The following is a 22,610-nucleotide window of genomic DNA, read 5'->3' as shown; positions in this document are numbered from 1 at the left end:
GGCTCAGCGAGCGGGCTGAAGTCACCCTCGACATGTAGGAGCAAGCTCTGCTTGCGACCGCAACCACGCACAATCCCCGATCGCGGTCAGAGGGCTCCTGAAAAGACCCTGCATCGGCAGGACCAAAATGCCATGCCCATCCGTAGCGTCCGGTCGCACGCAGAGCGTGTTCCTACAGCTTTAGCGCTGCGATTTCGGCGCACCTCGGTGTGGTGGCTGCTCCGATGGAAGGTCGAAGTCGCCCTCGACATGTAGGAGCAAGCTCTGCTTGCGACCGCAGCCACGCATAATCCCCGATCGCGGTCAGAGGGCTCCTGCAAAGACCCTGCATCAGCAGGACCACAATGCCATGCCCATCCGTAGCGTCCGGTCGCACGCAGAGCGTGCGCCTACGGCTTTAGCGCTGCGGTTTCGCTGCACCTCGGTGTGGGCGGCTCTGATGGAAGGTCGAAGTCGCCCTCGACCCTGTAGGAGCAAGCTCTGCTTGCGACCGCTGCCACGCATAATCCCCGATCGCACGCAGAGCGTGCTCCTACAGACGTGCCGGGCAGATCCGCAGGGTGGGGCGTTAGCCCACCGTCGGCAGGATGCCTCGGGCTGCCTGGCGAGCTGACGGTAGCCCTACGGGAGCCGGTCAGCCGCGGGTGGTGCTGCCGTCGAGTTCGCGCATCAGCAGGGCGTAGCGCAGGTCGACGTCGTCCGGCACTGCCAGGTAGACGGTGTGGCCATCACCGGGCGCGACGTCGGTGCGTTCGCCGCGCTTGTTTTCCAGGGCGTCGAGGCGGAAGTTCAGGTTGCCCTGCGGCGTCATCAGCTCCAGGCGGTCGCCGACGGCGAAGCGGTTCTTGACGGTCACCTCGGCCAGGCCGTTGCGCCGCTCGCCGGTCATCTCGCCGACGAACTGCTGGCGGTCCGACAGCGAGAAGCCACGTTCGTAGTTCTGGTATTCGTCATGCACGTGGCGCCGCAGGAAGCCTTCGGTGTAGCCGCGGTGGGCCAGGGATTCCAGGGTGTCCATCAGCGACTTGTCGAAGGGGCGGCCGGCGAGGGCATCGTCGATGGCCTTGCGATAGACCTGTGCCGTGCGGGCGACGTAGTAGTGGCTCTTGGTGCGACCTTCGATCTTCAGCGAGTGCACGCCCATCTGCACCAGCCGCTCGACGTGCTGCACGGCGCGCAGATCCTTGGAATTCATGATGTAGGTGCCGTGCTCGTCCTCGAAGGCGGACATGAATTCGCCCGGACGGCTGCTGTCTTCGAGCAGGAACACCTCCGCGGTCGGCGCACCTACGCCGAGGGTCGGTTCGGGTCGGCCGGGCTCGGCCGGCTGCACGACGATGGGCTCATACTTGTGCACGATGTCGCCAACTTCGTTTTCCTTGGCTTCGTGGGTCTTGTATTCCCAGCGGCAGGCGTTGGTGCAGGTGCCCTGATTGGGGTCGCGCTTGTTGATGTAGCCCGACAGCAGGCAGCGCCCGGAATAGGCCATGCACAGTGCGCCGTGGACGAACACCTCCAACTCCATGCCGGGCACCTGCTCGCGGATTTCGCCGATCTCCTCCAGCGACAGCTCGCGGGACAGGATCACCCGGCTGACGCCCTGGCTCTCCCAGAATTTCACCGTCGCCCAGTTCACCGCATTGGCCTGTACCGAGAGGTGGATGGTCTGCTGCGGGAAGTGCTGGCGCACCAGCATGATCAGGCCCGGGTCGGACATGATCAGCGCGTCGGGCCCCATCGCCACCACCGGCTCGAGGTCCCTGATGAAGGTCTTCAGCTTGGCGTTGTGCGGCGCGATGTTGACCACCACATAGAACTGCTTGCCCAGCGCATGGGCCTCGTCGATGCCGAGCTTGAGGTTGGCATGGTCGAACTCGTTGTTGCGCACGCGCAGGCTGTAGCGCGGCTGCCCGGCGTAGACCGCATCGGCGCCGTAGGCAAAGGCGTAGCGCATGGATTTGAGGGTGCCGGCGGGCGACAGCAGTTCGGTGCGGGGCTGGGTCATGGTGCGGTGGCTCGGGATATCAACAAGAAATGTGCGGATTCTACTGAGTTGGCCGGCGCTTTTCGCCCCGCTCGGTCAAGTCAGCGCGAACTCCTGCGGCGGCCCCCAGTCATTTCCTAAACAGGGCTTGCGTCGTGCGCGCCGAGTTCCGATGCCAGCCAACCGCCATTTACCGGAGGCCATCGTGAGCGCCAACCCCGTCGATGCCAGAAGCAGCCTGATCTCGACGATCTTCGGCGGGGTCGGTTTGATGGCCGCCATCGACGAGATCGTCTTTCACCAGCTCCTCGCTTGGCACCACTTCTACGACCGCTCGACGCTGGCCATCGCGCTGCTGTCCGATGGGCTTTTGCATGCGGCCGAACTGCTCATGCTCGCCGCTGGCGCCTATCTGTTCGTACGCCTGAGCGCTCAGGGTCGGCTGTCGCGACGGCACGCCTGGGCCGGTCTCCTGTTCGGTGCCGGCGGCTTTCAGCTGTTCGACGGCATCGTCGATCACAAGCTGTTGCGCCTGCATCAGGTGCGTTATGTCGATGATCTGTGGCTCTACGATCTGGCCTGGAACGGCTTCGGCGTCCTCCTGCTGACGGCTGGCCTGTTCGTCTGGCGCCGGCTCGCGCCCGTCCGAGTCGAGCCAGCGCGGGGGCGGTAGTTCATGACGCACGACGCCCATCTGCTGACCCTGGCCGGGACGTTCCTGATGGTGTTGCTGACCCTGGGCCTGTGGTTTGCCTATGTACTCGCCGTGCGCGCGGAACGTCGACGTCGCAAGGCCTGGCCCTGCCGGAGGCTGATCGGCTTCTCGCTGGGCTGCGGCCTGCTGGTGCTGGCGCTGTCGCCACCCATGGTGGAATGGGGGCATGCCGACCTGCGGGGACATATGACCCAGCACCTGCTGCTTGCCATGTTCGCCCCCATCGCCCTGATGCTCGGCGCGCCCGGCACGCTGTTGCTGCGTAGCGTGCCGGTGCTCACCGCGCGGCGTCTCACCGATCTGGCAGCCAGCCGGCCCGTACGCTGTCTGAGCCATCCGGTCACGGCGCTGCTACTCGATATCGGTGCGCTCTACGTGCTTTACCTGACGCCGCTGTATCAGCTCAGTTTCAGCCAACCCCTGCTGCACCTGTGGTTGCACCTGCATTTCGTGCTGGCCGGATACCTGTTCAGCTGGTCGATCGCCGGGCCGGACCCCGCGCCCCACCGGCCCGGTATGTGGCTACGGTTGGTGGTGCTGTTCGTGGCGATAGCCGCTCACGCGGTGCTCGGCAAGCTGATGTATGCCTATGGTTTCCCGCGGGACGCCGGACACGGCCTGGCGCAGATCGAGGCTGCCGCGCAGCTCATGTACTACGGCGGCGATCTGGCCGAGCTGCTGCTGGCACTGGTGTTTTTCGCCAGCTGGTACCGGCGTCGGGTGGCATCCGATGCGCTTGGCGGCTGGCAGACGGCAAACCGCCGGACCTAGCGAGTGCCGGGTCCGGCAGTTCGGTGTTGCCAGGGGGCGGAGACGCTTATGCCGCCGCGATCACGTCGCCGTGGTTTTCCGGTTCGATCAAGGCGCGGTGCAAGGCGGCGACCGCATCATCGTAGTCTTCCTCGTTGACCACGCACTGCATCTCCACCTGGCGAATCGACTGGTGCACCGCCTGGATACTGATGCCGGCGCCGGCCAGTGCGGCCACGGTCTTGGCGAGGATGCCCTTGACCTTGAGGTCCGAGCCGATCGCCGAGACGATGGCGACGTTGTGCACGGTGACTTCCGCCGCCGGGTACTTCTCCTCGATCAGCCGCGCGGCGCGGTTGATCAGCTTGCGCGAGCCGGAGGCGTAGTAGGTGATGCTGTTGGCGTCGGAGTCCTTGTTGACCACATAGAGGCGCAGCTGCTTGAGCAACTTGCTGATCTCGATGTCGTAGCCGACGTCGCCGAGCATGTCCTGGTCGAACACCTCGATGCCGAAGACGTCCTTGCGCCCGGCGATGATTTCCACGCAAGGCCGCTCGCTCTTGTAGTCCTGGCTGATCAGCGTACCGGCGTGGTCCGGCTCGAAGGCATTCTTGATGCGCAGCTCGATGCCGGCGCGGCGCAGTGTCTTGGCCGCACGCGGGTGAATCGCCTCCATGCCGAGGTTCGACAGCTGGTCAGCCACGTCGTAGTTGGTACGGCCGATGGTGACCACCTTGTCGGCACCGACCAGGTTCGGGTCAGCACTGGAGAGGTGGAATTCCTTGTGAATGATCGCCTCGCGCGCGCCGGTGGCCGCCGCGATCTGGGCGAAGGTGATCTCGCTGTAGCCACGGTCGAAGGTGTTCATCAGCCCTTCGCTGCAGTGCGTATAGCCGGTGGCGACGACCAGCTCGCGGGACAGGTCCACCTCGTCGAAGCTGTGGCGCACCATCTCCTCGAAGGGCAGTGGCGCGTCGCGGTGCCAGCCGGTCAGGTCGACCATCTTGGCGTTGACGCCGCGATGCTTGAGCGCCAGCACCGAGTTGAAGGCCGAGTGCGCTTCGCCAAGAGAGGCGAGCATCTCGCGGACCTTCATCAGGTGCTCGTCGAGCTGGAAGTGGCCATAAGCACACAGGCGCTGCAAGCTGCTCATGCACTCGCGGGCATCGTCGAGGCGCGAGTTGACGAACTGGTTGGCCGCGCGCAGCTCGAACTGGCTGGCGAACAGTTCGGCGTTCTTGGCGAGCATGCGCGTGCGCACCGTGTCCAGCGCGTCGAGCCAGGCGCCCTCGTTGCGGGCGTCGGCGAAGCGCTGGTAGACACCCGGTTCGCCGGTCTTCTTGTGTTCGAGCAGCAGGTTAGTCATGCCGCTGTACGCCGAGACGACGAAGACGCGCTGGTAGAGTGCGTCGCCCTCGCGGCCGCCGATAAAGATGTTGTCCAACAGTTCTTCGAAGCGGCTCATGGATGTGCCGCCGATCTTTTCTACGGTATGCATCGATTCAACTTCCCATCGTGGGGGTGAATGTCATCCCTGGGCCGCCGTTTTCCGGCCGCCAACAAAGATCAGGCCCGGTAGTCGGGCCTGATAGGGGGTGCGTCAGAGATACGTCTGTTTCTGGATATTCAGCGGCTCGAAACGCTCCCGTTCGGCGACAAATGCCGGACGGGGCGACAGCCCACAGAACGGGGCCTGCGCGGCATTATCCACGTGGTTGTAGACGTAGAACAGGTTGCTGCGGGCACTGGGTGTGATGTTGCTGTTCGAGCCGTGCATGGTGTTGCAGTCGAAGAACACCACGCTGCCCGCCGGGCCGGTGGCGGTGTCGATGCCATAGCGGTCGGCGAGACGGGTCAGGCTGTCGTGATCCGGTACACCGAATTCCTGCTTGCGCAGCGACTTTTCGTAGTGGTTCTCCGGCGTCGCGCCGACGCAGCGGATGTAGTGCTTGTGTGAGCCGGGCACCAGCATCAGCGGGCCATTGTGCGGCTCGTTGTCGGTGAGCAGGATCGAGCAGCTCAGGGTGCGCATGCGCGGCAGGCCGTCCTCGACATGCCAGGTCTCGAAATCCGAGTGCCAGTAGAACTCCTTGCCGGTGAAGCCGGGCTTGAAGTTCATCCGCGACTGGTGGACGTAGAGGTCGCCACCCAGGAGGAAGCGGGCGATGCCAGCGGTCCGTTCGTCCGCGGCGATGCGGGCGAACAGCGGGTTGTCCTGGTGGATGGCGAATACCGAGCGGATCGCGCCGCTGTCGGGTTCCTTGATGGTCTTGCCGGACTCGGCCACGGCCGGGTCCTGGCGCATGCGCTCGAGTTCTTCGAGAAAGACCGCGACTTCCACGGCGCTGAACAGATTGGGGACGACCAGATAGCCGTCACGCTCGTAGCGCTCGATCTGCTCCGGCGAGAGGGGCGCATTGGCCAGGTCGTTGCGGTAGACAACCGGATCCAGACGCTCCTGCCAGCTGGGCTCGTCTTGCTGGCGTGAAGGGTACAGGTCGGCTTGTGCGGGGTTCACGTTAGCTCTCCTTTCGATTCCTTTGGACATGCAGGGTGGGTGCAACCCGCCAGTCGATGCCGGCGTTGACACCGCCTTGGTGGGTTTCACCCACCCTACAAACGGTCGCCGTAGGATGGGTGCAACCCATCAATAGCGGTGACGGATCGCGCCCAACCCTGCCTCTCAAACGGTTTCGGCTTCGAGCGGATAGACACCGCTCTCGTCGTGTACTTCCTTGCCATTGAGTGGCGGGTTGAACACGCAGGCCATCTTCATGTCCTCGCTGCCGCCGCGCAGCAGGTGCTCGTCGTGCTTGTCGAGGATGTACAGCGTGCCGGGCTCGATCTTGTAGATCTTGCCGTCGGCGATGGTTTCCACCTCGCCGTTGCCGCTGATGCAGTACACCGACTCCAGATGGTTCTGGTAGTGGATATGCGTCTCGGTGTTGGCGTAGATGGTGGTGATATGGAACGAGAAGCCCATCTTGTCGTCCTTGAGCAGCATCCGGGTGCTGTCCCAGGTCTCGGTCTTGATCTTGCGGTTGGACTGCTCGCAGTCAGCCAGGGTACGTACGATCATGTGTTCAACTCCTCAGGAGGCTGTTGCAGGCGGTGCGAAAACTACTGCGCTCGGTTATGCGGCGTTAAAAACAGGCTCGGAATGCTCATTTACAGCAGTAAACTCCGCTTCCTCGCCTGTTTTTTCCTTGCCTAACCTTCGCTCGCTACGTTTTCACACAGCCTGCTCGCGGGCTTGCTCGGACATCACGGCGGCGAACGCCTTGTCCAGGATGCTCATGGCCTTGTCGATCTGCTCTTCGCTGATGATCAGCGGGCAGAGGCACTTGACCACTTCGCTGTGGGCGCCGCTGGTTTCGATCACCAGACCGTTTTCGAACGCGTGGCGGCAGATGGCGGCAGCGGTGTCGCCATCCGGGCAGCTGATGCCGATCATCATGCCGCGACCCTTGACGAACAGAGAGTCCGGGCCATAACGGCGGACGATCTTGTGCATGCCATCGGCAATGCGCTTGCCCTTGGCCTGCACGCTCTTGGCGAACTCGTCGTCCTTCCAGAAGTGCTCGATAGCCGCCGCCGCGGTGACGAAGGCGTGGTTATTACCGCGGAAGGTGCCGTTGTGCTCGCCCGGCTTCCACTGGTCCAGCTCCTTGCGCAGCAGCACCATGGCGAACGGCAGGCCGTAGCCCGACAGCGACTTGGAGAGGGTAATCATGTCCGGCTTGATGCCCATCTCTTCGAAGCTGAAGAAGCTGCCGGTACGGCCACAACCGGCCTGGATGTCGTCGATGATCAGCAGCATCTCGTGCTTGCGGCAGAGTTTTTCCAGCTTGCGGACCCAGTCGGCGGAGGCTGCATTCAGACCACCCTCGCCCTGGACCACCTCGACGATCACCGCAGCCGGCTTGTCGACACCGCTGGACGGGTCGCTGAGCAGCTTGTCCATCATGCCGATGGTGTTGACCTTGTCGCCGAAATAGTTGGCGTACGGCATGCGGCTGACATCGGCCAGACCAACGCCCGCGGCGCCGCGGTGATGCTTGTTACCGGTCGCGGCCAGCGCGCCGATGCTGCAGCCATGGAAACCATTGGTGAAGCTGATGATGTTGTTGCGGCCAGTCACCTTGCGCGCCAGCTTCAGCGCGGCTTCGACTGCGTTAGTGCCGGTCGGGCCGGTGAACTGCATGACGTAGTCCATGTTGCGCGGCTTGAGGATCAGCCGGTCGAAGGTCGACAGGAAGCGTTCCTTCGCGTCGGAATACATGTCCAGGCCGTGGGTGAGGCCGTCGGCGCTGATGTAGTCGAGCAGCGCCTGCTTGAGCACCGGATGGTTATGGCCGTAGTTGAGCGTGCCGGCTCCGGCGAGGAAGTCGATGTAGTGCTTGCCTTCACGGGTAATCAGTTCTGCGCCGCGGGCCTGCTTGAAGACCACGGGGAAGGAGCGGCAATAGCTACGGACACCGGATTCGTGCAGTTCGAACGTTTGCATAGGGTTTCCTTTGATTCGTTGTCTGGAGTCGGTGGCGTCGAACGGACCCGCCCGATAAAGCTCTTCGTCTTCGTGTTGCCCGGCGAAGTGCTTGGCCCGAGAAAACAGCGTGCGGGTGCTGTAGTCGGTCTCCAGCTGAGCGAAGGCCTTCTTGAACAACGCCTGCGAGGCGCCGTTGTCAGGCGAGATGGTCGTTTCCAGGTGACGGATGCCCTGTTCTCTGGCGACCCGAGTGACCAGTGCCATCAGCATGCGCAGGGCCAGACCTTGGCCGCGCATCGAAGCGTCTACCGCGACTTGCCAGACGAATAGCGTGTCGGGGCGAGCGGGAGGGCAATAACCGGAAATGAAACCTACCAGCTGGCCGTTTGCGTTCTCGGCCGCGATGGAGGTGTCGGCGAAATCGGAACACTGCAGGAGGTTGCAGTACACCGAGTTGGTATCCAGAGGTTGGCAGCGTGCTACCAGCTCATGGAGGGCGGAACCGTCGCCGTCGGTTGGGCGACGGAGCGTTACGGTAGGAACACTCAAAACAAATCCTTTGGGGTTGTTGATTGAATCCTTTATTAGGATAAACACATCAAAAATTTAATCTCAACCCGACGTGCCGATCATCTTGCCTGAATGAACGGCGATATCGGCGAAGTTGGCCGCTTATCGCGTGATCTGAACTTTGTGCGATTCCTGTTAGATAGGCCGGAAATGCCGGGGCATATTCTCGCGCATATCACCGGTAAGTTCGGCGCGCCCATCACGGCGATTCACGACGAGGCGCCGGCGGTGTCGCGCGGCGCTCGCAAGATGCTGCAGGAACGGGCTGCGGCCCAGTAAAATCAAGGGTTGTAGAGGTCTTGGTCGGTCGCCTGAACGGCCCCGCCGGGCGGCCGGGTCAACTGGCGCATAACTAACGAAAGTTAGACCGGGCGAGGTGCGAGATATGGCGCATGAACTAGCGTGAGCGAGGGAACATATCGGCGGCGTGCAGCGTCTACATATTCGGCGAGAATTGTCGGCGTCGTCGCATTCAATGAAATTTTTGTGGCGAGTTGATTATCCGCCGCTGGGATAGTTGCTCGGCATAGTTGTCGAGCGACTGCTGCCCTAGTTGTTCGGACAGGCCGCAAGCCGCTCTGCACCGCCCGCTGGAAGCATCGCGGGCGGCGCAGCGCGCAGGGCTCAGCGCCACCACTGGCGGCCCTGGTGCTCGATCAGCTGATGAGCCTGTTCCGGGCCGTCGGTGCCCGCTGGATAGGGCCTCGGTTTGCGGTAGTGGCTTTGCCAGCCGCGCAGGATCGGGTCGACCCAGTTCCAGGCCGCTTCCACCTCGTCGCGCCGCATGAACAGCGTCGAGTCGCCTTCGATGACATCCAGCAGCAGGCGCTCGTAGGCTTCCCAGCGACGGCTGCTGCTGAATGCCTTGGCCAGGTTCAGGTCCAGCTCGACGGGCTCCAGCTGCATGCCCTTGCCGGGCGCTTTGGCCATCAACTGCAGGCTGATGCTTTCTTCCGGTTGCAGGCTGATCACCAGGCGGTTGACCTCGCCCTTGGTGAACAGCATGTGCGGCACCTGCTTGAAGGTGATGATGATCTCCGAGCGCTTGCGGGCCATGCGCTTGCCGGTGCGCAGGTAGAAGGGCACGCCGGCCCAGCGCCAGTTGTCGATCTCTGCCTTCACCGCGACGAAGGTTTCGGTGTCGCTGTCGTTGTCGACATCATTTTCGAAGTAGTAGGCCTGCACGTCGTGGCCGCCGATGCGCCCGGCGCCGTATTGCCCTCGCACGGTCTTGTCCTGCACGTCACTGCCGGTGATGGGCTTGAGCGCTTCGAGGATCTTCACCTTCTCGCCGCGTATCGATTTGGCATCGAACCGCACCGGTGCTTCCATCGCTACCAGGCATAGCAGCTGCAGCAAATGGTTCTGCAGCATGTCACGCATGGCGCCGGCGTGGTCGTAGTAGCTGCCGCGGTTCTCGACGCCCAGGGTTTCGGCGACGGTGATCTGCACATGGTCGATCTGGCCGCTGCGCCAGATGGGCTCGAACAGGGCATTGGCGAAGCGCAGCGCCATGAGGTTCTGCACGGTTTCCTTGCCCAGGTAGTGGTCGATCCGGTAGATCCGCGATTCGGGAAACACGGCCCCGATCGCCTCGTTGATCGCCAGTGCCGAGTCCAGCGAGTGGCCGATGGGTTTCTCCAGCACGATGCGTGCGTTTTCGCCGGCAAGGCCTACGCTCTCCAGGTTGGAGGCGATGGGTTCGAACAGGCGCGGCGCGGTGGCCAGGTAATGCACCCGCACGCGCCCTTCGGGCTGGCCCAGGTAGTGCGCCAAGCCGGCGAACTCGCCGCGCTGGGAGGCATCCATCGCATAGTAATCGAGCCGCCGACTGAAGCTTGTCCAGGTGTCGGCCTCGAAATCGACGCGCGCGACTTCCGCGCGGCAATGGCGCTCGGCCAGGCTCAGATAGGCGTTGCGGTCGATGTCCTGCCGGGAGATCGCCAGGATGCGCACGTCATCGTGCAGGCGTTTTTCTCGATGCAGGTGATAAAGCGCAGGGATGAGTTTGTGTAGCGCCAGGTCGCCGGTACCACCGAAAACCAGCATGTCGCAGGAAATGGACACAGCGTCACTCCTAGAGATGGGGACAGACACAATATGACCGTGGATCAACCTAAGCGAGCAGGCAAGGCAGCGCCCAGCGACCAGCGGAGTCGTCACGGACGGCCGGCCGAGACGAGGTTGCGTGCTCGAAGCAGCCGGAAACGCGACATTCGCTGCCGTAGCCCGCATTTGAGGCTGTTTCCAGCGCCGTCTTGTCTGTCCAGGCAGTTTTTCGCCGGTCTGGGTGGGCGATGCCGGGGGCATGTAGTATAACTACAAGCCCACTACAGCCAGCCGGCAAGATCAGATACGCGCGCACCGCGCCGTTTCGCTCCTTCTTGCCTGGTATTGATCATAGCGAGTCTGGAACGTGAACCTGCTGCAACACATCGCCCAATCGAGAAGTTCGCTACGCAAGTCGGAACTGAAGGTGGCCGACCATGTGCTCCTCGATCCGGCAGCGGTAATGCACAGTTCCATGGCCGATCTGGCCCATGTGGTGGGTGTCAGCGAGCCAACCATCGTGCGCTTCTGTCGCGCCATTGGTTGCCTGGGGTTTCAGGACCTCAAGCTGAAACTGGCGCAGAGCCTTGCCGCCGGGGCCAGCTTCGGTCAGTTCGCCATCAGTGAGAGCGACTCGGTTACCGATTTCGCACTGAAGATCTTCGATACCACGCTGCACACGCTGATGGAGGTGCGCGAAAAGCTCGACTCCGACGCGCTAGAGCGTGCCGTGGCCGCCATGGCGGTGGCCGAGCGTGTCGAGTTCTACGGTTTCGGCGCGTCCGGCGCGGTCGCCACCGATGCCCAGCACAAATTCTTTCGTCTGTTGCTCAGCGCCGCGGCCTATTCGGATCCGCATATGCAGGCGATGTCCGCTGTGACGCTCAAGCCGACCGACGTGGCGATCTGCATTTCCCAGTCGGGGCGCTCCAAGGACCTGTTGATTACCGCCAATGTCGTGCGTGAGTCCGGAGCGACCTTGATCACGCTGTGCCCGAGCCAGACCCCGCTGGCGGACCTGGCCACCATCAACCTGGCGATCGACGTTCAGGAAGACACCGAGATCTATACCCCGCTCACATCGCGCATCGCCCATCTGGTGGTGATCGACGTGTTGGCGATGGGCGTGGCCATGGCGCGCGGGCCGACCCTGGTCAATCACCTGAAGAGCGTCAAGCGCAGTCTGCGCAGCCTGCGCCTGTCGCCCAAGTCAGTGAAGCCGCACGACGACTGAGCCCCGCTCGGGCAACCGGCGACGTCATCGCAGCGTCATCAGGCTGTCCTCATAACGTCATTCACCGCGCCGATGCTGAGCCTCCCAGTACCTTTCTCGGGAGACCAGCATGGCCCAGCAGCGCGATACCACCGCCAACCTCGATGCCCGTGCCCGCCGCAAGCAGCAGGACGAACGCCGCATGCGCTTCCGCCGCGCGATCGAGAGCTACGACGAGCAGCGTCAACTGCATGCGCAACTGATGGAGTTTCCCGATCTGATGGTGGTGAGCCCGCTGCTCTCGCCTTCGGCGGAATGCCGCTAGCGAGGCAGTTAAGCGCGACGGGGCAGCGGTCGGCGCGCCTTGCGAAGATCCGCTTCGGTCGCTGTCGATGGCCCGCCCGCCGTCGGATACTCATGTTCCGACGAAGCTGGTGCGGGCTTTTATGCCCAGCTGCCCTTATTAGGAATGCTCGGCTCCGCTGAAACGGCGCTCCAGCGCGTTGATTCGCTGGCGTTCGGCGCGGGCGAAGGCGAAGAAGGTCTGCGCCACCGGTGACAGGTATTTCCCGCGCGGGTGGACCAGGCACCAGCTACGCATCAGAGGCAATTCCTCGACCGGCAGTTCGATCAGCGCCCCGCTTTTCAACTCGCGCAGCACGGCGTGGCGGGGCAGAAGCGCCAGCCCCAGCCCGGCCAGCACGGCTTCGCGCTGGGCTTCCATCGAACCCAGCTCGAGCGTCTGGGCAAAGTGCGCGCGCTTCTGATTGCAGTACTGCTCGGCCGCGCGGCGGGTACCGGAGCCCTGCTCGCGAATCAGCAGCGGCCACGCGGTCAGGTCCTGCAGCAGCAGTGACTCGCGCTGGCACAGTGGATGATCGGGCGGTGCGACGGCGACGATGGCGTTGTCGAGGAAGGGCAGGAATTCCAGATCCATGTCCGCAGGCACCTGTGAGATCAGCAACAGGTCGTCGCGGTTGGCATTGAGCCGGTGAATCGCCTGGGCGTGATTGACTACTACCAGTTGCAGGCTGACTTCCGGATGCTGGTCGCGAAACAGGGCAAACAGGTGTGGGACGAAATACTTGGCACTCGACTCGACCGCGAGCTTCAGCTGGCCCTGCAATGACCCCTGCAAGGTGGACAGCTGCATGTCGAGGCTTTCCAGCCTGCCGAAAATGTCCTCGCTGGTGCGTTTGAGCGCCTCGGCCGCATCGGTGAGGTAGAGCTTCTTGCCGGTGTATTCGAACAACGGTTGCCCGAGCAGCTCTTCCAGCTGACGGATCTGCAGGCTCACCGCAGGCTGGGTCAGGGCCATCTCTTCGGCTGCGCGACTGTAGGAATGGTTGTCGCAGACTGCCCGGAACACGCGCAGCTGGCGCAATGTCATTCGCATCAGGGACTTTCGCATGGGCTACTCCGGCTCGGCGCGATGCAGTGAGCTAGCGCGGTTGCTGCTCACCTATAAGTCATAGTTTATGCGCAACCAAACAATTATTCATTTTCGTTAATCGATGCTTGCGGAGTAGGGTAAAACGCATCGCCTGAAGGCGGTATCACACGGCCCACTGGGCCATCTGCTCACTGATCCGAGGGAAGACAGCGTGATCAAGAAGCTGCTGATCGCCAACCGCGGTGAAATCGCCGTCCGCATCGTGCGGGCCTGCGCCGAGATGGGCGTTCGCTCGGTGGCGGTATTCGCCGAGCCCGACCGCCATGCGCTGCACGTCAAGCGCGCCGATGAGGCGCACTTCATCGGCGAGGACCCGTTGGCCGGCTACCTGAACCCACGCAAGCTGGTCAATCTGGCCGTGGAAACCGGCTGCGATGCATTGCACCCGGGCTATGGTTTCCTTTCCGAAAATGCCGAGCTGGCGGAAATCTGCGCCGAGCGCGGCATCAAGTTCGTCGGCCCCAGCGCCGAAGTGATTCGCCGCATGGGCGACAAGACCGAGGCGCGGCGCAGCATGATCAAGGCCGGCGTACCGGTCACGCCCGGCACCGAAGGCAACGTGGCGGATGTCGACGAAGCCTTGGCCGAGGCCGAGCGCATCGGCTATCCGGTCATGCTCAAGGCGACCTCCGGTGGCGGCGGTCGCGGTATTCGCCGCTGCAATTCGCGCGAAGAGCTGGCGCAAGCTTATCCGCGCGTCATCTCCGAGGCGACCAAGGCCTTTGGTTCGGCCGACGTGTTCCTCGAAAAATGCATCGTCGAGCCGAAGCACATCGAGGCCCAGGTGTTGGCCGACTCCTTCGGCAACACCGTGCATCTGTTCGAGCGCGACTGCTCGATCCAGCGGCGCAACCAGAAGCTCATCGAGATCGCCCCCAGCCCGCAGCTGACCCCCGAGCAGCGCGCCTACATCGGCGACCTGGCGGTGCGCGCGGCCAAAGCAGTGGGCTACGAGAACGCCGGCACCGTCGAGTTCCTGCTCGCCGATGGCGAGGTGTATTTCATGGAGATGAACACTCGCGTGCAGGTGGAACACACCATCACCGAGGAAATCACCGGCATCGACATCGTCCGTGAGCAGATTCGCATCGCCTCCGGCCTGCCGCTCTCGGTCAAGCAGGAAGACATCCAGTACCGTGGCTTCGCCCTGCAGTTCCGCATCAACGCCGAAGAGCCGCGCAACAACTTCCTGCCCTGCTTCGGCAAGATCACCCGCTACTACGCGCCCGGCGGCCCCGGCGTGCGCACCGACACGGCGATCTATACCGGCTACACCATCCCGCCGTACTACGACTCCATGTGCCTGAAGCTCATCGTCTGGGCGCTGACCTGGGAAGAGGCGCTGGCGCGTGGCTCGCGCGCGCTGGACGACATGCGCGTACAGGGCGTGAAGACCACGGCCAGCTACTACCAGAAGATTCTCGAAAACCCGGATTTCCGCAGCGGACAGTTCAACACCAGCTTCGTCGATAACCATCCGGAACTGCTGAACTACTCGATCAAACGCAAGCCGGGCGAACTGGCCCTGGCCATCGCTGCCGCCATCGCCGCCCACGCAGGCCTGTGAGGAACGAACCATGACTGCTCAGAAGAAAATCACCGTTACTGACACCATCCTGCGTGATGCCCACCAGTCGCTGATCGCCACCCGCATGCGCACCGAAGACATGCTGCCGATCTGCGACAAGCTCGACCGCGTCGGCTACTGGTCGCTGGAAGTCTGGGGCGGCGCGACGTTCGACGCCTGCGTGCGCTTCCTCAAGGAAGACCCCTGGGAGCGCCTGCGCCAGCTCAAGGCGGCGCTGCCCAACACGCGTCTGCAAATGCTGCTGCGCGGGCAGAACCTGCTCGGTTACCGGCATTACGCCGACGACGTGGTCGAGGCCTTCTGCGCCAAGGCGGCGGAAAACGGCATCGACGTGTTCCGCATCTTCGATGCGATGAACGATGTGCGTAACCTGGAAACCGCCATCAAGGCCGTGAAGAAGACCGGCAAGCATGCCCAGGGCACCATCGCCTACACCACCAGCCCGGTGCACACCGTCGAGCTGTTCGTCGAGCAAGGCCGGGCGATGCGCGACATGGGCGTCGATTCCATCGCGATCAAGGACATGGCCGGTCTGCTGACGCCGTTCGCCACCGGCGACCTGGTCCGCGCACTGAAAGCCGAGATCGACCTGCCGGTGTTCATTCACTCGCACGACACCGCCGGCGTGGCCAGCATGTGTCAGCTCAAGGCGATCGAGAACGGTGCCGACCACATCGACACCGCGATCTCCTCCATGGCCTGGGGCACCAGCCACCCGGGCACCGAGTCGATGGTCGCCGCGCTGCGCGGCACGCCGTACGACACCGGTCTGGACTTGGAGCTGATCCAGGAAATCGGCCTGTATTTCTACGCGGTGCGCAAGAAGTATCACCAGTTCGAAAGCGACTTCACCGGCGTCGATACCCGCGTGCAGGTCAACCAGGTGCCGGGCGGGATGATTTCCAACCTCGCCAACCAGCTCAAGGAACAGGGCGCGCTCAACCGCATGGATGAAGTACTCGCCGAGATCCCGCGCGTGCGCAAGGACCTGGGCTACCCGCCCTTGGTGACCCCGACCTCGCAGATCGTCGGCACCCAGGCGTTCTTCAACGTGCTTGCCGGTGAGCGCTACAAGACCATCACCAACGAAGTGAAGCTCTATCTGCAGGGCCGCTACGGCAAGGCACCCGGCAACATCGATGCCAAGCTGCAGCGCCAGGCCATCGGCGGAGAAGAAATTATCGAAGTTCGTCCGGCCGACCTGATCAAGCCGGAACTGGACAAGCTGCGCCAGGAGATCGGCGCGTTGGCCCACAGCGAAGAGGACGTACTGACCTACGCGATGTTCCCGGATATCGGTCGCAAGTTCCTCGAGGAGCGCGAGGCCGGCACCTTGCAACCCGAGGTGCTGCTGCCGATCCCCGACGGCACCGCGGCGAGCGCCGCCAGTGGCGAAGGTGTACCGACCGAGTTCGTCATTGACGTGCACGGCGAGACCTACCGGGTCGACATCACCGGCGTCGGCGTCAAGGGCGAAGGCAAGCGGCACTTCTTCCTCTCCATCGATGGCATGCCGGAAGAGGTGGTGTTCGAACCGCTGAACAACTTCGTCGGCGGCGGCAGCGGCGGGCAGCGCAAGCAGGCCAGCGGCCCGGGCGATGTCAGCACCAGCATGCCGGGCAACGTGGTGGATGTGCTGGTCAAGGAAGGCGATGTGGTCAAGGCCGGACAGCCGGTACTGATCAGCGAAGCGATGAAGATGGAGACCGAGATCCAGGCGCCGATTGCCGGCAAGGTGAAGGCCGTGCACGTGGCCAAGGGTGACCGGGTAACGCCGGGTGATCTGCTGATCGAGATCGAAGCTTAAGCAACTGTCCCGTGGGAGCCGAAAGGCTCCCTTTTTTTGTCTGCTGAACGAATGCGGGAGTTATCGATGGGGCTCGACCCAGTTGTGCTGTTCTTCCTGTTCGGCCTGTTTGCCGGGTTGTTGAAAAGTGAGCTGAAGCTGCCAACGGCACTGTACGACACGCTGTCCATATTGCTGCTGCTGGCCATCGGGCTGCATGGCGGTGTCGAGCTGGCCGAGCAGGCCAGTGCGGCGTTGCTGGGGCAGTCGGCGTTGGTGTTGCTGCTTGGTTGCACGCTGCCGCTGCTGGCGTTTCCGTTGCTGCGTCTGCTGGGCTTTTCGCGGGTGGACTCAGCCAGTGTTGCGGCGCACTACGGTTCGGTCAGCGCCGGTACCTTCGCCGTAGTGGTGGCATTTTTGCTGGCCAACAAGATTGCCTTCGAAAGCTACATGCCGCTGTTCGTGGCGATCCTGGAAATACCGGCAATCCTGGTCGGCATCGTGCTTGCCAAGGGCGTCGCGCGCGACACCGACTGGCGAGAGCTCGGTCGAGAGATCTTTTTGGGCAAGAGCATCATGCTGCTGCTGGGCGGGTTGATCATCGGGGCCATCGCGGGCAAGGAAGGCATCAAGCCGCTTGAGCCTTTCTACACCAGCATGTTCAAACCTGTTCTGGCGCTCTTTCTGCTGGAAATGGGCTTGATCGCGTCAGGCCAGATGGGCTCGTTAAAGCGCTATGGCCTGCGTCTGGCCGTGTTCGGCCTTGGCATGCCATTGATGGGAGCGCTGATCGGCGCTTTGCTCGCGCGGCTGATGGGGTTGTCGCTCGGCGGCACCGCAATGCTCGCTACGCTGGCTGCCAGTGCGTCCTACATCGCCGTGCCAGCAGCCATGCGCCTGGCATTGCCGGAGGCCAATCCCTCACTGTCACTGACGGCGTCGCTGGGGATTACCTTTCCATTCAACATCCTGATCGGTATTCCGCTGTATCTGGCGCTGGCCGAAACCTTGATCGCCTGGGGGCTTTGACATGACGACTGCGACCCGAACACTGCTCACCGTGATCTGTGAAGCCGCGCTGGAAAAGAAGCTTGTGGCCGATCTTGACCACCTCGGCGCACCGGGCTGGACCCTGTCCGAAGTGCGAGGGCGAGGCAGCCGTGGCGTGCGCAGCGCCGAATGGGACACCGAGGGCAACATTCGGCTGGAGATCATCTGCAACCGCGACGTCGCCGAGCGCATCGTCGAGCATCTGCAGGCTCGCTATTACGACAATTTCGCCATGGTCTGTTATCTGGCGGATGTCGAAGTGCTGCGGCCGGAAAAGTTCTAAGCGGTTGCCTTGTGGGATTGGCAAGCAAGGTGGGACGTGGCTCGATCGGACATCGCCTCGGCGCATGCCGAGACGATGAGCCGATGGGGCTAGCGGTCGAGACGGCGCTGACTGCGAAGGGCTTTCAGGTCGCCCTGGGTGCACGTGAGTGGCTCGGCGCCGGTCAGGTCATAGCAGCGCTGACCGAAGCCCATCGGCCAGTAAATGATGCCGCCGGGTGGCCAGAAGATCGATGCAACGCGAAAGCGCGCGCGCAGCTTGCCTTGCTGAAGCAGTTCGCCCTGTTCATTGCTGAGCTTGTAGGGAATGCCGCCAGCGGCGGTCCAGAAGAACGGGCGGGTTTTGACCAAGCCCTGGGAGTATTGCTGCGGTCGCTCATAGACGGAGACCTGGCTATGTTCCGGCAGCTTGAAATAGGTCGCGGTGGAGCAACCGCTAAGGATGATGGCGAAGGCCAACAGGCTTGCCGCGCGTTTCAACGTCATATCGATTCGTTCCTTGTGGTGATGCCCAGGGCGCATACCGTGCCCTGTAAAGCGGGCGGGACTATACCCCGCGCAAGGGTGATGGCGAAATCGTGGCGCTGAACGGTGCAGTCGCAAGGCGAGGTCGAGCGTTGTCTGGTCATCGCAATGGGCGTCGGCGCTTGTCGCGTCTGCTGGATCTGGAGAGGCGGCATGGGGATGTGTGCGTTGATCGGAACACGGGAAGGCCGGCGGCAGAGGTTGACTGTGATGATCGCCGTCTAACTGGCGTCAGTAGCCTGATGAGCAACTGGCCTGCGCGGCAGTGCGCTGGCGTGCCCCGACTTCTTCCAACCATGGGACCTGTATGCAAAACCTGTTGAGCGAAATCCTCGATGAAGTTCGGCCGCTGCTCGGTAAAGGCAAGGTGGCGGACTACATTCCTGCACTGGCGGACGTGCCGGCCGATCAGCTGGGTATTGCCGTCTGTAGCGCCGAGGGTGAGCTCTACCACGCCGGCGATGCGAAGACGCCGTTCTCGATCCAGAGCATCTCCAAGGTGTTCAGCCTGGTGCAGGCGATCCAGCACGGTGGCGAGTCGCTGTGGGAGCGGCTGGGGCACGAGCCGTCCGGGCAGCCGTTCAACTCGCTGGTGCAGCTGGAGTTCGAACGCGGCCGGCCGCGCAACCCGTTCATCAACGCCGGAGCGCTGGTGATCTGCGACATCAACCAATCGCGTTTCGCCGTGCCGGCCCTGTCGATGCGCGACTTCGTGCGGCACCTGTCGGGCAATCCGCTGATCGTGTCGGACTCCCGCGTCGCCGAGTCGGAGTACCAGCATCGCGCACGAAACGCAGCGATGGCTTACCTGATGCAGGCCTTTGGCAACTTTCACAATGATGTCGAGGCGGTGTTGCGCAGCTACTTCCATCACTGTGCGCTGCGCATGAGCTGCATCGACCTGGCCCGCGCGTTCAGCTTTCTGGTGCGCGACGGCGCTTGTCTGGACGGTGACGAGCCGGTGCTCAGCCCGAGGCAAGCGAAGCAGGTCAACGCGATCATGGCGACCAGCGGACTTTACGACGAGGCCGGCAATTTTGCCTACCGCGTCGGTCTGCCGGGCAAGAGCGGTGTCGGTGGCGGCATCGTCGCCGTGGTGCCCGGGCGTTTCACGGTTTGTGTCTGGTCGCCGGAATTGAACCAGGCCGGCAATTCACTGATCGGTATGGCCGCTCTGGAGAAACTATCGCAGCGCATCGGCTGGTCCATTTTCTAAAGGCCGGTCGCCTGGATTCCTCGGGCTGGGGTGGGACCCCGGCCTGGTTACGGTCTGTCACACCTTTGCGGTGTCTGGCCTTGTACGTGCAACGTCGTATCCAACCAACCTAAAAGAGAGATCGCCATGAGTCTCGAAGACAAGACGACCGAAACGGCGCAGGAGGCGCTCGACAACCTGATCGCAGGCGTCATGCAATTTCGCGAGGAAATCTATCCCCAGCAACGCGAGCTGTTCAGCAAGCTGGCCAACGAGCAGACGCCGCGGGCGATGTTCATCACCTGTGCCGACTCGCGCATCCTGCCGGAGCTGATCACCCAGAGTTCGCCAGGCGATCTGTTCGTGACGCGTAACGTCGGCAATATCGTACCGCCCTACGGCGTGATGAACGGCGGCGTGTCCACTGCCATCGAGTTCGCCGTGATGGCGCTCGGCGTTCACCACATCATCGTCTGCGGTCACTCCGACTGCGGTGCGATGAAGGCGGTGCTGAACCCGTCGAGCCTGGAGAAGATGCCGACGGTCAGAACCTGGCTGCGCCATGCCGAGGTGGCCAAGACCGTGGTTGAAGCCAACTGCGGTTGCGCCGATCACAACACCCTCGGTGTGCTGACCGAGGAGAACGTGCTGGCGCAGCTCGATCATCTGCGTACGCATCCCTCGGTGGCGGCGCGGCTGGCCAGTGGCGACCTGTTCATCCATGGCTGGGTGTACAACATCGGCACCAGCGAGATACGTGCCTACGACGCGTCGAAAGGCGAATTCCGCCTGATCGGTGACGGCCCGTTGCCGATGGCGACGCCGAAATCGCGTTACGTCTGACCGGGCGTGACCGCAGGTGCGCTTATGGCGCCTTGCGGTCACGGATCAGGTAGCAGAGGTCGGGTGTCTTGCTGCACCCGGCATAACCTTCGCTGATGATCTCGTTCAGCGCTGCTTGCAGGCGCGTCACCGCCTCGTCAGGGGTGTCCTTGTGCAGCGCCAGATAAAGGTCGGTCGGCTGGAAGCTCAGCACCGCATGCAGACCCTCCGCACCTTGCTGTTTGGCGTGATAGCGCCAGACCGGGTCGGCGGTGGCCCACAGGTCGATGCGACCGCTGAGCAATTTGCGCAGGTTCTCCTCTTCGCTCAGGCTGTCGATCGGCTGCAAGCCCTGGCTGCTGAGCAATTGGCTGATCCCACTGCTTTTCTGAGTACCAATTGCGTAGGGCTTGGCCTGGCTTAGCGACGTGAGCGCGATATCGGCATTCGGCGCGGCCAGCAGCACGCTTTCATAGCGCGCCAGCGGCCCGACCCATTTGAATTGCGCTTGGTTCTGTTGCGTACGGGCAACGGAAAACAGGCCATAGCCGGCGTCGTCCAGCGTCTGGGTATAGATGCGGTCCCAGGGCGAGCGCAGGGTCAGGCTATAGGCGATTCCGGCACGCTTGAACATTTCGCGCACCGTGTCGGTGCCGATACCCTGCACCTCGTCGCCGCGCGCGAAGTGCTTGTTGTTCGGGCCCATATTGAACGGCGGAAAATTATCGGTTTGCAGGATGATCTGGTAGTTCTTCGGCAGCTCCGCCTGTGCGGTGCCGATGGCCAGCCCGAGGCATAGCGATAGGATGGCTTTATGGGGCGCGCCCATGATGTCTGCTCCCTTGACGCTGTTTTTATTGTTGACTGCTCAAGGGTAGTCGCGCGGCGCCACCCATGCCAGCGCGGGGCGCCGTTGGGGTGAACGCGATCGCGTTGCGGAAGATTGTTTGGTTAGGAGCGGAGGGCGCGCCACACTCAGTGGCGCATCCAGCGGATTCGCGGCGCAGCGCGAATTATTTGTGCAGGACGAACTGGCCAGTGAAGCGTACGGCGTCACGTCCGTCGGCCGCCAGGATTCGACTGTGCAAGGCGATGCGCGAACGGCCTCGGCGGCGATAGATGGCCTCGAAGCGATCCCAGGCCTCTTCGCTGGGCGCCGAGCAGATCGCGATGGCGTCATCCACCACCGGGAGCGGGTAGTCGATCTGGCCTTCGTGAATGACGATATGGCCATCCTCGATGCCCGCCTCGCGCAGACGTAGATGCAGCCAGCCCCAGCCAGCCAGAACCGAGGCGCAATACAGGCTACCGCCGAACATGCTGCTCTTGTGGTTGATGTTCGCCTGCAACGGGACCCTCAGGCGCAGCTCATGGTTTTCCCATTGCTCGACACGCAGGCCCATTGCCCGGGTCAGAGGGATATCGTGGTGCAGAATGGCTTCCAGGTAGCGGCTATCGCGGCTCATTCCGGGCGGATTCCTAAACGTTTGCAGATACAGGCAGACGTCAAGCATGACTGCTGAGTCACGAGATTGCCAGTTTCTGCGGGCGCTTTTTTACCGGGTTCGAATCGCCGTTGGCGGCTGGCTCGCCAGCCTCAGCGGGCCGCCGTTTTCTGCTGGTAGGCGCAATAGCCGGGCCGTGGGCCGATGCGTGGATGGTTGCGGCAGGTGTCCGGTCGCTTGGCATAGACCGTGCACAGACGTGTCTGCCGGTCGAGGTAGAGGCAGTCCCCATTGGCCAGGCGAGTCAGGGTGAAAATGCCATGCTTCTGATTGAAATGTTCGATGATGCCGGCCTTGCTCAGGCGCTTGGCGACCTGCTTGGTCGGTTCGTCGCGTTCGAAGGCATCGATCACCTCCAGGCGGATCAAGTCCTCGAGACGCACCTCGACGGGCAAGGTGCAGCAGGTGGCTCGGCAGTCGCCACACAGGCCATTGCTGTAGCGCGCCCAGGTTTCCAGGCGGTCGGGGTCGGCGGAAGCGATCAGTCGAGTTTTCACGGGGCAGGGCAATCGGTCATGAAGGCGCGCGATCATAACGAGCCGGTGTGGAATTTCCAGCGAATCCGACGAGTCGAACGACGGACAGACGGTCGCGCAGATCCCGCCGAAACCTGCAAACCTGTCTACAGAGCTGT

22 protein-coding genes and 1 pseudogene are annotated in these 22,610 nt (G+C 62.9%); 11 read left to right on the top strand and 12 right to left on the bottom strand.

Going from position 1 to position 22,610, the window contains the following annotated elements; all coding sequences use genetic code 11:
- Positions 1-634: 634 nt before the first annotated feature.
- Complete coding sequence (yegQ, locus tag KVO92_RS21510; protein ID WP_217477610.1) at positions 635-2,005, bottom strand: tRNA 5-hydroxyuridine modification protein YegQ; 1,371 nt, start codon at positions 2,003-2,005, stop codon at positions 635-637.
- A 184-nt stretch (positions 2,006-2,189) separates the two neighbouring features.
- Here yegQ and KVO92_RS21505 point away from each other — a divergent pair, with 184 nt between their 5' ends.
- Both KVO92_RS21505 and KVO92_RS21500 read left to right on the top strand, forming a co-directional pair.
- The gene (locus KVO92_RS21505) at positions 2,190-2,657 is read left to right on the top strand and encodes a DUF2243 domain-containing protein (RefSeq protein ID WP_217477609.1); all 468 of its coding nucleotides are present in this window, start codon (positions 2,190-2,192) and stop codon (positions 2,655-2,657) included.
- Between the two features lie 3 nt (positions 2,658-2,660).
- Positions 2,661-3,470 carry a cytochrome c oxidase assembly protein gene (locus KVO92_RS21500; RefSeq protein ID WP_217477608.1) on the top strand — a complete coding sequence of 270 codons (810 nt, stop codon included), beginning with the start codon at positions 2,661-2,663 and terminating at the stop codon, positions 3,468-3,470.
- A gap of 46 nt (positions 3,471-3,516) precedes the next feature.
- On the opposite strand, the gene KVO92_RS21495 is transcribed toward KVO92_RS21500, so the two are convergent.
- The 5 genes and pseudogenes from KVO92_RS21495 to ectA all read right to left on the bottom strand — a co-directional run.
- Complete coding sequence (locus tag KVO92_RS21495; RefSeq protein WP_217477607.1) at positions 3,517-4,947, bottom strand: aspartate kinase; 1,431 nt, start codon at positions 4,945-4,947, stop codon at positions 3,517-3,519.
- Between the two features lie 102 nt (positions 4,948-5,049).
- Positions 5,050-5,997: an ectoine hydroxylase gene (gene thpD, locus KVO92_RS21490; protein WP_217477606.1), complete on the bottom strand. Its 948-nt coding sequence runs from the start codon at positions 5,995-5,997 to the stop codon at positions 5,050-5,052.
- Positions 5,998-6,132: 135 nt separating this feature from the next.
- Positions 6,133-6,528 (bottom strand): ectoine synthase, encoded by a 396-nt coding sequence (locus KVO92_RS21485; protein WP_045160177.1) that lies wholly within the window; start codon positions 6,526-6,528, stop codon positions 6,133-6,135.
- Positions 6,529-6,681: 153 nt separating this feature from the next.
- Positions 6,682-7,956 carry a diaminobutyrate--2-oxoglutarate transaminase gene (gene ectB / locus KVO92_RS21480; protein WP_217477631.1) on the bottom strand — a complete coding sequence of 425 codons (1,275 nt, stop codon included), beginning with the start codon at positions 7,954-7,956 and terminating at the stop codon, positions 6,682-6,684.
- Positions 7,957-8,055: 99 nt separating this feature from the next.
- Positions 8,056-8,535: pseudogene (gene ectA / locus KVO92_RS21475) on the bottom strand (diaminobutyrate acetyltransferase); the annotation flags it as partial.
- Positions 8,536-8,580: 45 nt separating this feature from the next.
- Between ectA and KVO92_RS21470 the strand changes: the two are divergent.
- On the top strand, positions 8,581-8,787 hold the full coding sequence (locus KVO92_RS21470; RefSeq protein WP_217477605.1) for a hypothetical protein: 207 nt from the start codon (positions 8,581-8,583) through the stop codon (positions 8,785-8,787).
- Positions 8,788-9,132: 345 nt separating this feature from the next.
- On the opposite strand, the gene zwf is transcribed toward KVO92_RS21470, so the two are convergent.
- Complete coding sequence (zwf, locus tag KVO92_RS21465) at positions 9,133-10,575, bottom strand: glucose-6-phosphate dehydrogenase (RefSeq protein ID WP_217477604.1); 1,443 nt, start codon at positions 10,573-10,575, stop codon at positions 9,133-9,135.
- Positions 10,576-10,924: 349 nt separating this feature from the next.
- On the opposite strand from zwf, the gene hexR reads away from it, so the two are divergent.
- Together hexR and KVO92_RS21455 are read left to right on the top strand one after the other, a co-directional pair.
- Entirely contained in the window at positions 10,925-11,791 is an 867-nt protein-coding gene (gene hexR / locus KVO92_RS21460) for a transcriptional regulator HexR (RefSeq protein ID WP_217477603.1), read from the top strand.
- A gap of 109 nt (positions 11,792-11,900) precedes the next feature.
- Positions 11,901-12,095, top strand: coding sequence for a PA3496 family putative envelope integrity protein (locus KVO92_RS21455; protein WP_217477602.1), 195 nt, complete (start codon positions 11,901-11,903; stop codon positions 12,093-12,095).
- Between the two features lie 138 nt (positions 12,096-12,233).
- Here KVO92_RS21455 and KVO92_RS21450 read toward each other — a convergent pair whose 3' ends face one another.
- Complete coding sequence (locus KVO92_RS21450) at positions 12,234-13,181, bottom strand: LysR family transcriptional regulator (protein WP_272876550.1); 948 nt, start codon at positions 13,179-13,181, stop codon at positions 12,234-12,236.
- Between the two features lie 193 nt (positions 13,182-13,374).
- Here KVO92_RS21450 and KVO92_RS21445 point away from each other — a divergent pair, with 193 nt between their 5' ends.
- The 4 genes from KVO92_RS21445 to KVO92_RS21430 all read left to right on the top strand — a co-directional run bounded on the left by KVO92_RS21445 (position 13,375) and on the right by KVO92_RS21430 (position 17,930).
- Positions 13,375-14,790: an acetyl-CoA carboxylase biotin carboxylase subunit gene (locus KVO92_RS21445; RefSeq protein ID WP_217477601.1), complete on the top strand. Its 1,416-nt coding sequence runs from the start codon at positions 13,375-13,377 to the stop codon at positions 14,788-14,790.
- A 10-nt stretch (positions 14,791-14,800) separates the two neighbouring features.
- Complete coding sequence (gene oadA, locus KVO92_RS21440; RefSeq protein ID WP_217477600.1) at positions 14,801-16,618, top strand: sodium-extruding oxaloacetate decarboxylase subunit alpha; 1,818 nt, start codon at positions 14,801-14,803, stop codon at positions 16,616-16,618.
- A 66-nt stretch (positions 16,619-16,684) separates the two neighbouring features.
- Complete coding sequence (locus KVO92_RS21435) at positions 16,685-17,626, top strand: sodium-dependent bicarbonate transport family permease (RefSeq protein ID WP_217477599.1); 942 nt, start codon at positions 16,685-16,687, stop codon at positions 17,624-17,626.
- 1 nt (position 17,627) lies between these two features.
- Positions 17,628-17,930, top strand: coding sequence for a P-II family nitrogen regulator (locus KVO92_RS21430; RefSeq protein ID WP_217477598.1), 303 nt, complete (start codon positions 17,628-17,630; stop codon positions 17,928-17,930).
- An 89-nt stretch (positions 17,931-18,019) separates the two neighbouring features.
- Here KVO92_RS21430 and KVO92_RS21425 read toward each other — a convergent pair whose 3' ends face one another.
- A complete protein-coding gene (locus KVO92_RS21425) occupies positions 18,020-18,415 on the bottom strand; it encodes a hypothetical protein (protein ID WP_217477597.1) in 396 nt (131 codons plus the stop codon).
- Positions 18,416-18,761: 346 nt separating this feature from the next.
- On the opposite strand from KVO92_RS21425, the gene glsB reads away from it, so the two are divergent.
- Positions 18,762-19,670 carry a glutaminase B gene (glsB, locus tag KVO92_RS21420; protein WP_217477596.1) on the top strand — a complete coding sequence of 303 codons (909 nt, stop codon included), beginning with the start codon at positions 18,762-18,764 and terminating at the stop codon, positions 19,668-19,670.
- Between the two features lie 126 nt (positions 19,671-19,796).
- Positions 19,797-20,492: a carbonic anhydrase gene (locus tag KVO92_RS21415; RefSeq protein WP_217477595.1), complete on the top strand. Its 696-nt coding sequence runs from the start codon at positions 19,797-19,799 to the stop codon at positions 20,490-20,492.
- Between the two features lie 22 nt (positions 20,493-20,514).
- On the opposite strand, the gene KVO92_RS21410 is transcribed toward KVO92_RS21415, so the two are convergent.
- The 3 genes from KVO92_RS21410 to KVO92_RS21400 form a co-directional block, all read right to left on the bottom strand.
- Positions 20,515-21,300, bottom strand: a complete 786-nt coding sequence (locus tag KVO92_RS21410; protein WP_217477594.1) for a substrate-binding periplasmic protein — start codon at positions 21,298-21,300, stop codon at positions 20,515-20,517.
- A gap of 184 nt (positions 21,301-21,484) precedes the next feature.
- On the bottom strand, positions 21,485-21,937 hold the full coding sequence (locus KVO92_RS21405) for a thioesterase domain-containing protein (protein ID WP_217477593.1): 453 nt from the start codon (positions 21,935-21,937) through the stop codon (positions 21,485-21,487).
- 131 nt (positions 21,938-22,068) lie between these two features.
- On the bottom strand, positions 22,069-22,473 hold the full coding sequence (locus tag KVO92_RS21400) for a YkgJ family cysteine cluster protein (RefSeq protein WP_217477592.1): 405 nt from the start codon (positions 22,471-22,473) through the stop codon (positions 22,069-22,071).
- Positions 22,474-22,610 lie beyond the last annotated feature (137 nt).

Origin of the sequence: Stutzerimonas stutzeri (assembly GCF_019090095.1) — a bacterium.
Taxonomy (GTDB): Bacteria; Pseudomonadota; Gammaproteobacteria; order Pseudomonadales; family Pseudomonadaceae; genus Stutzerimonas; species Stutzerimonas stutzeri_AN.
The sequence above is the reverse complement of the archived record's forward strand: the minus strand, read 5'-3'. Positions and strand labels throughout refer to the sequence as shown.

What these genes read in the sequence shown, in the direction of transcription:
- oadA (WP_217477600.1), top strand. Translation starts at nt 14,801, where the DNA reads ATGACTGCTCAGAAGAAAATCACCGTTACTGACACCATCCTGCGTGAT.
- KVO92_RS21495 (WP_217477607.1), bottom strand. Translation starts at nt 4,947, where the DNA reads ATGCATACCGTAGAAAAGATCGGCGGCACATCCATGAGCCGCTTCGAA.
- KVO92_RS21410 (WP_217477594.1), bottom strand. Translation starts at nt 21,300, where the DNA reads ATGGGCGCGCCCCATAAAGCCATCCTATCGCTATGCCTCGGGCTGGCC.
- KVO92_RS21500 (WP_217477608.1), top strand. Translation starts at nt 2,661, where the DNA reads ATGACGCACGACGCCCATCTGCTGACCCTGGCCGGGACGTTCCTGATG.
- KVO92_RS21455 (WP_217477602.1), top strand. Translation starts at nt 11,901, where the DNA reads ATGGCCCAGCAGCGCGATACCACCGCCAACCTCGATGCCCGTGCCCGC.
- KVO92_RS21405 (WP_217477593.1), bottom strand. Translation starts at nt 21,937, where the DNA reads ATGAGCCGCGATAGCCGCTACCTGGAAGCCATTCTGCACCACGATATC.
- KVO92_RS21470 (WP_217477605.1), top strand. Translation starts at nt 8,581, where the DNA reads ATGAACGGCGATATCGGCGAAGTTGGCCGCTTATCGCGTGATCTGAAC.
- ectB (WP_217477631.1), bottom strand. Translation starts at nt 7,956, where the DNA reads ATGCAAACGTTCGAACTGCACGAATCCGGTGTCCGTAGCTATTGCCGC.
- thpD (WP_217477606.1), bottom strand. Translation starts at nt 5,997, where the DNA reads ATGTCCAAAGGAATCGAAAGGAGAGCTAACGTGAACCCCGCACAAGCC.
- yegQ (WP_217477610.1), bottom strand. Translation starts at nt 2,005, where the DNA reads ATGACCCAGCCCCGCACCGAACTGCTGTCGCCCGCCGGCACCCTCAAA.
- KVO92_RS21485 (WP_045160177.1), bottom strand. Translation starts at nt 6,528, where the DNA reads ATGATCGTACGTACCCTGGCTGACTGCGAGCAGTCCAACCGCAAGATC.
- KVO92_RS21425 (WP_217477597.1), bottom strand. Translation starts at nt 18,415, where the DNA reads ATGACGTTGAAACGCGCGGCAAGCCTGTTGGCCTTCGCCATCATCCTT.
- KVO92_RS21450 (WP_272876550.1), bottom strand. Translation starts at nt 13,181, where the DNA reads ATGCGAAAGTCCCTGATGCGAATGACATTGCGCCAGCTGCGCGTGTTC.
- KVO92_RS21415 (WP_217477595.1), top strand. Translation starts at nt 19,797, where the DNA reads ATGAGTCTCGAAGACAAGACGACCGAAACGGCGCAGGAGGCGCTCGAC.
- KVO92_RS21430 (WP_217477598.1), top strand. Translation starts at nt 17,628, where the DNA reads ATGACGACTGCGACCCGAACACTGCTCACCGTGATCTGTGAAGCCGCG.
- KVO92_RS21435 (WP_217477599.1), top strand. Translation starts at nt 16,685, where the DNA reads ATGGGGCTCGACCCAGTTGTGCTGTTCTTCCTGTTCGGCCTGTTTGCC.
- glsB (WP_217477596.1), top strand. Translation starts at nt 18,762, where the DNA reads ATGCAAAACCTGTTGAGCGAAATCCTCGATGAAGTTCGGCCGCTGCTC.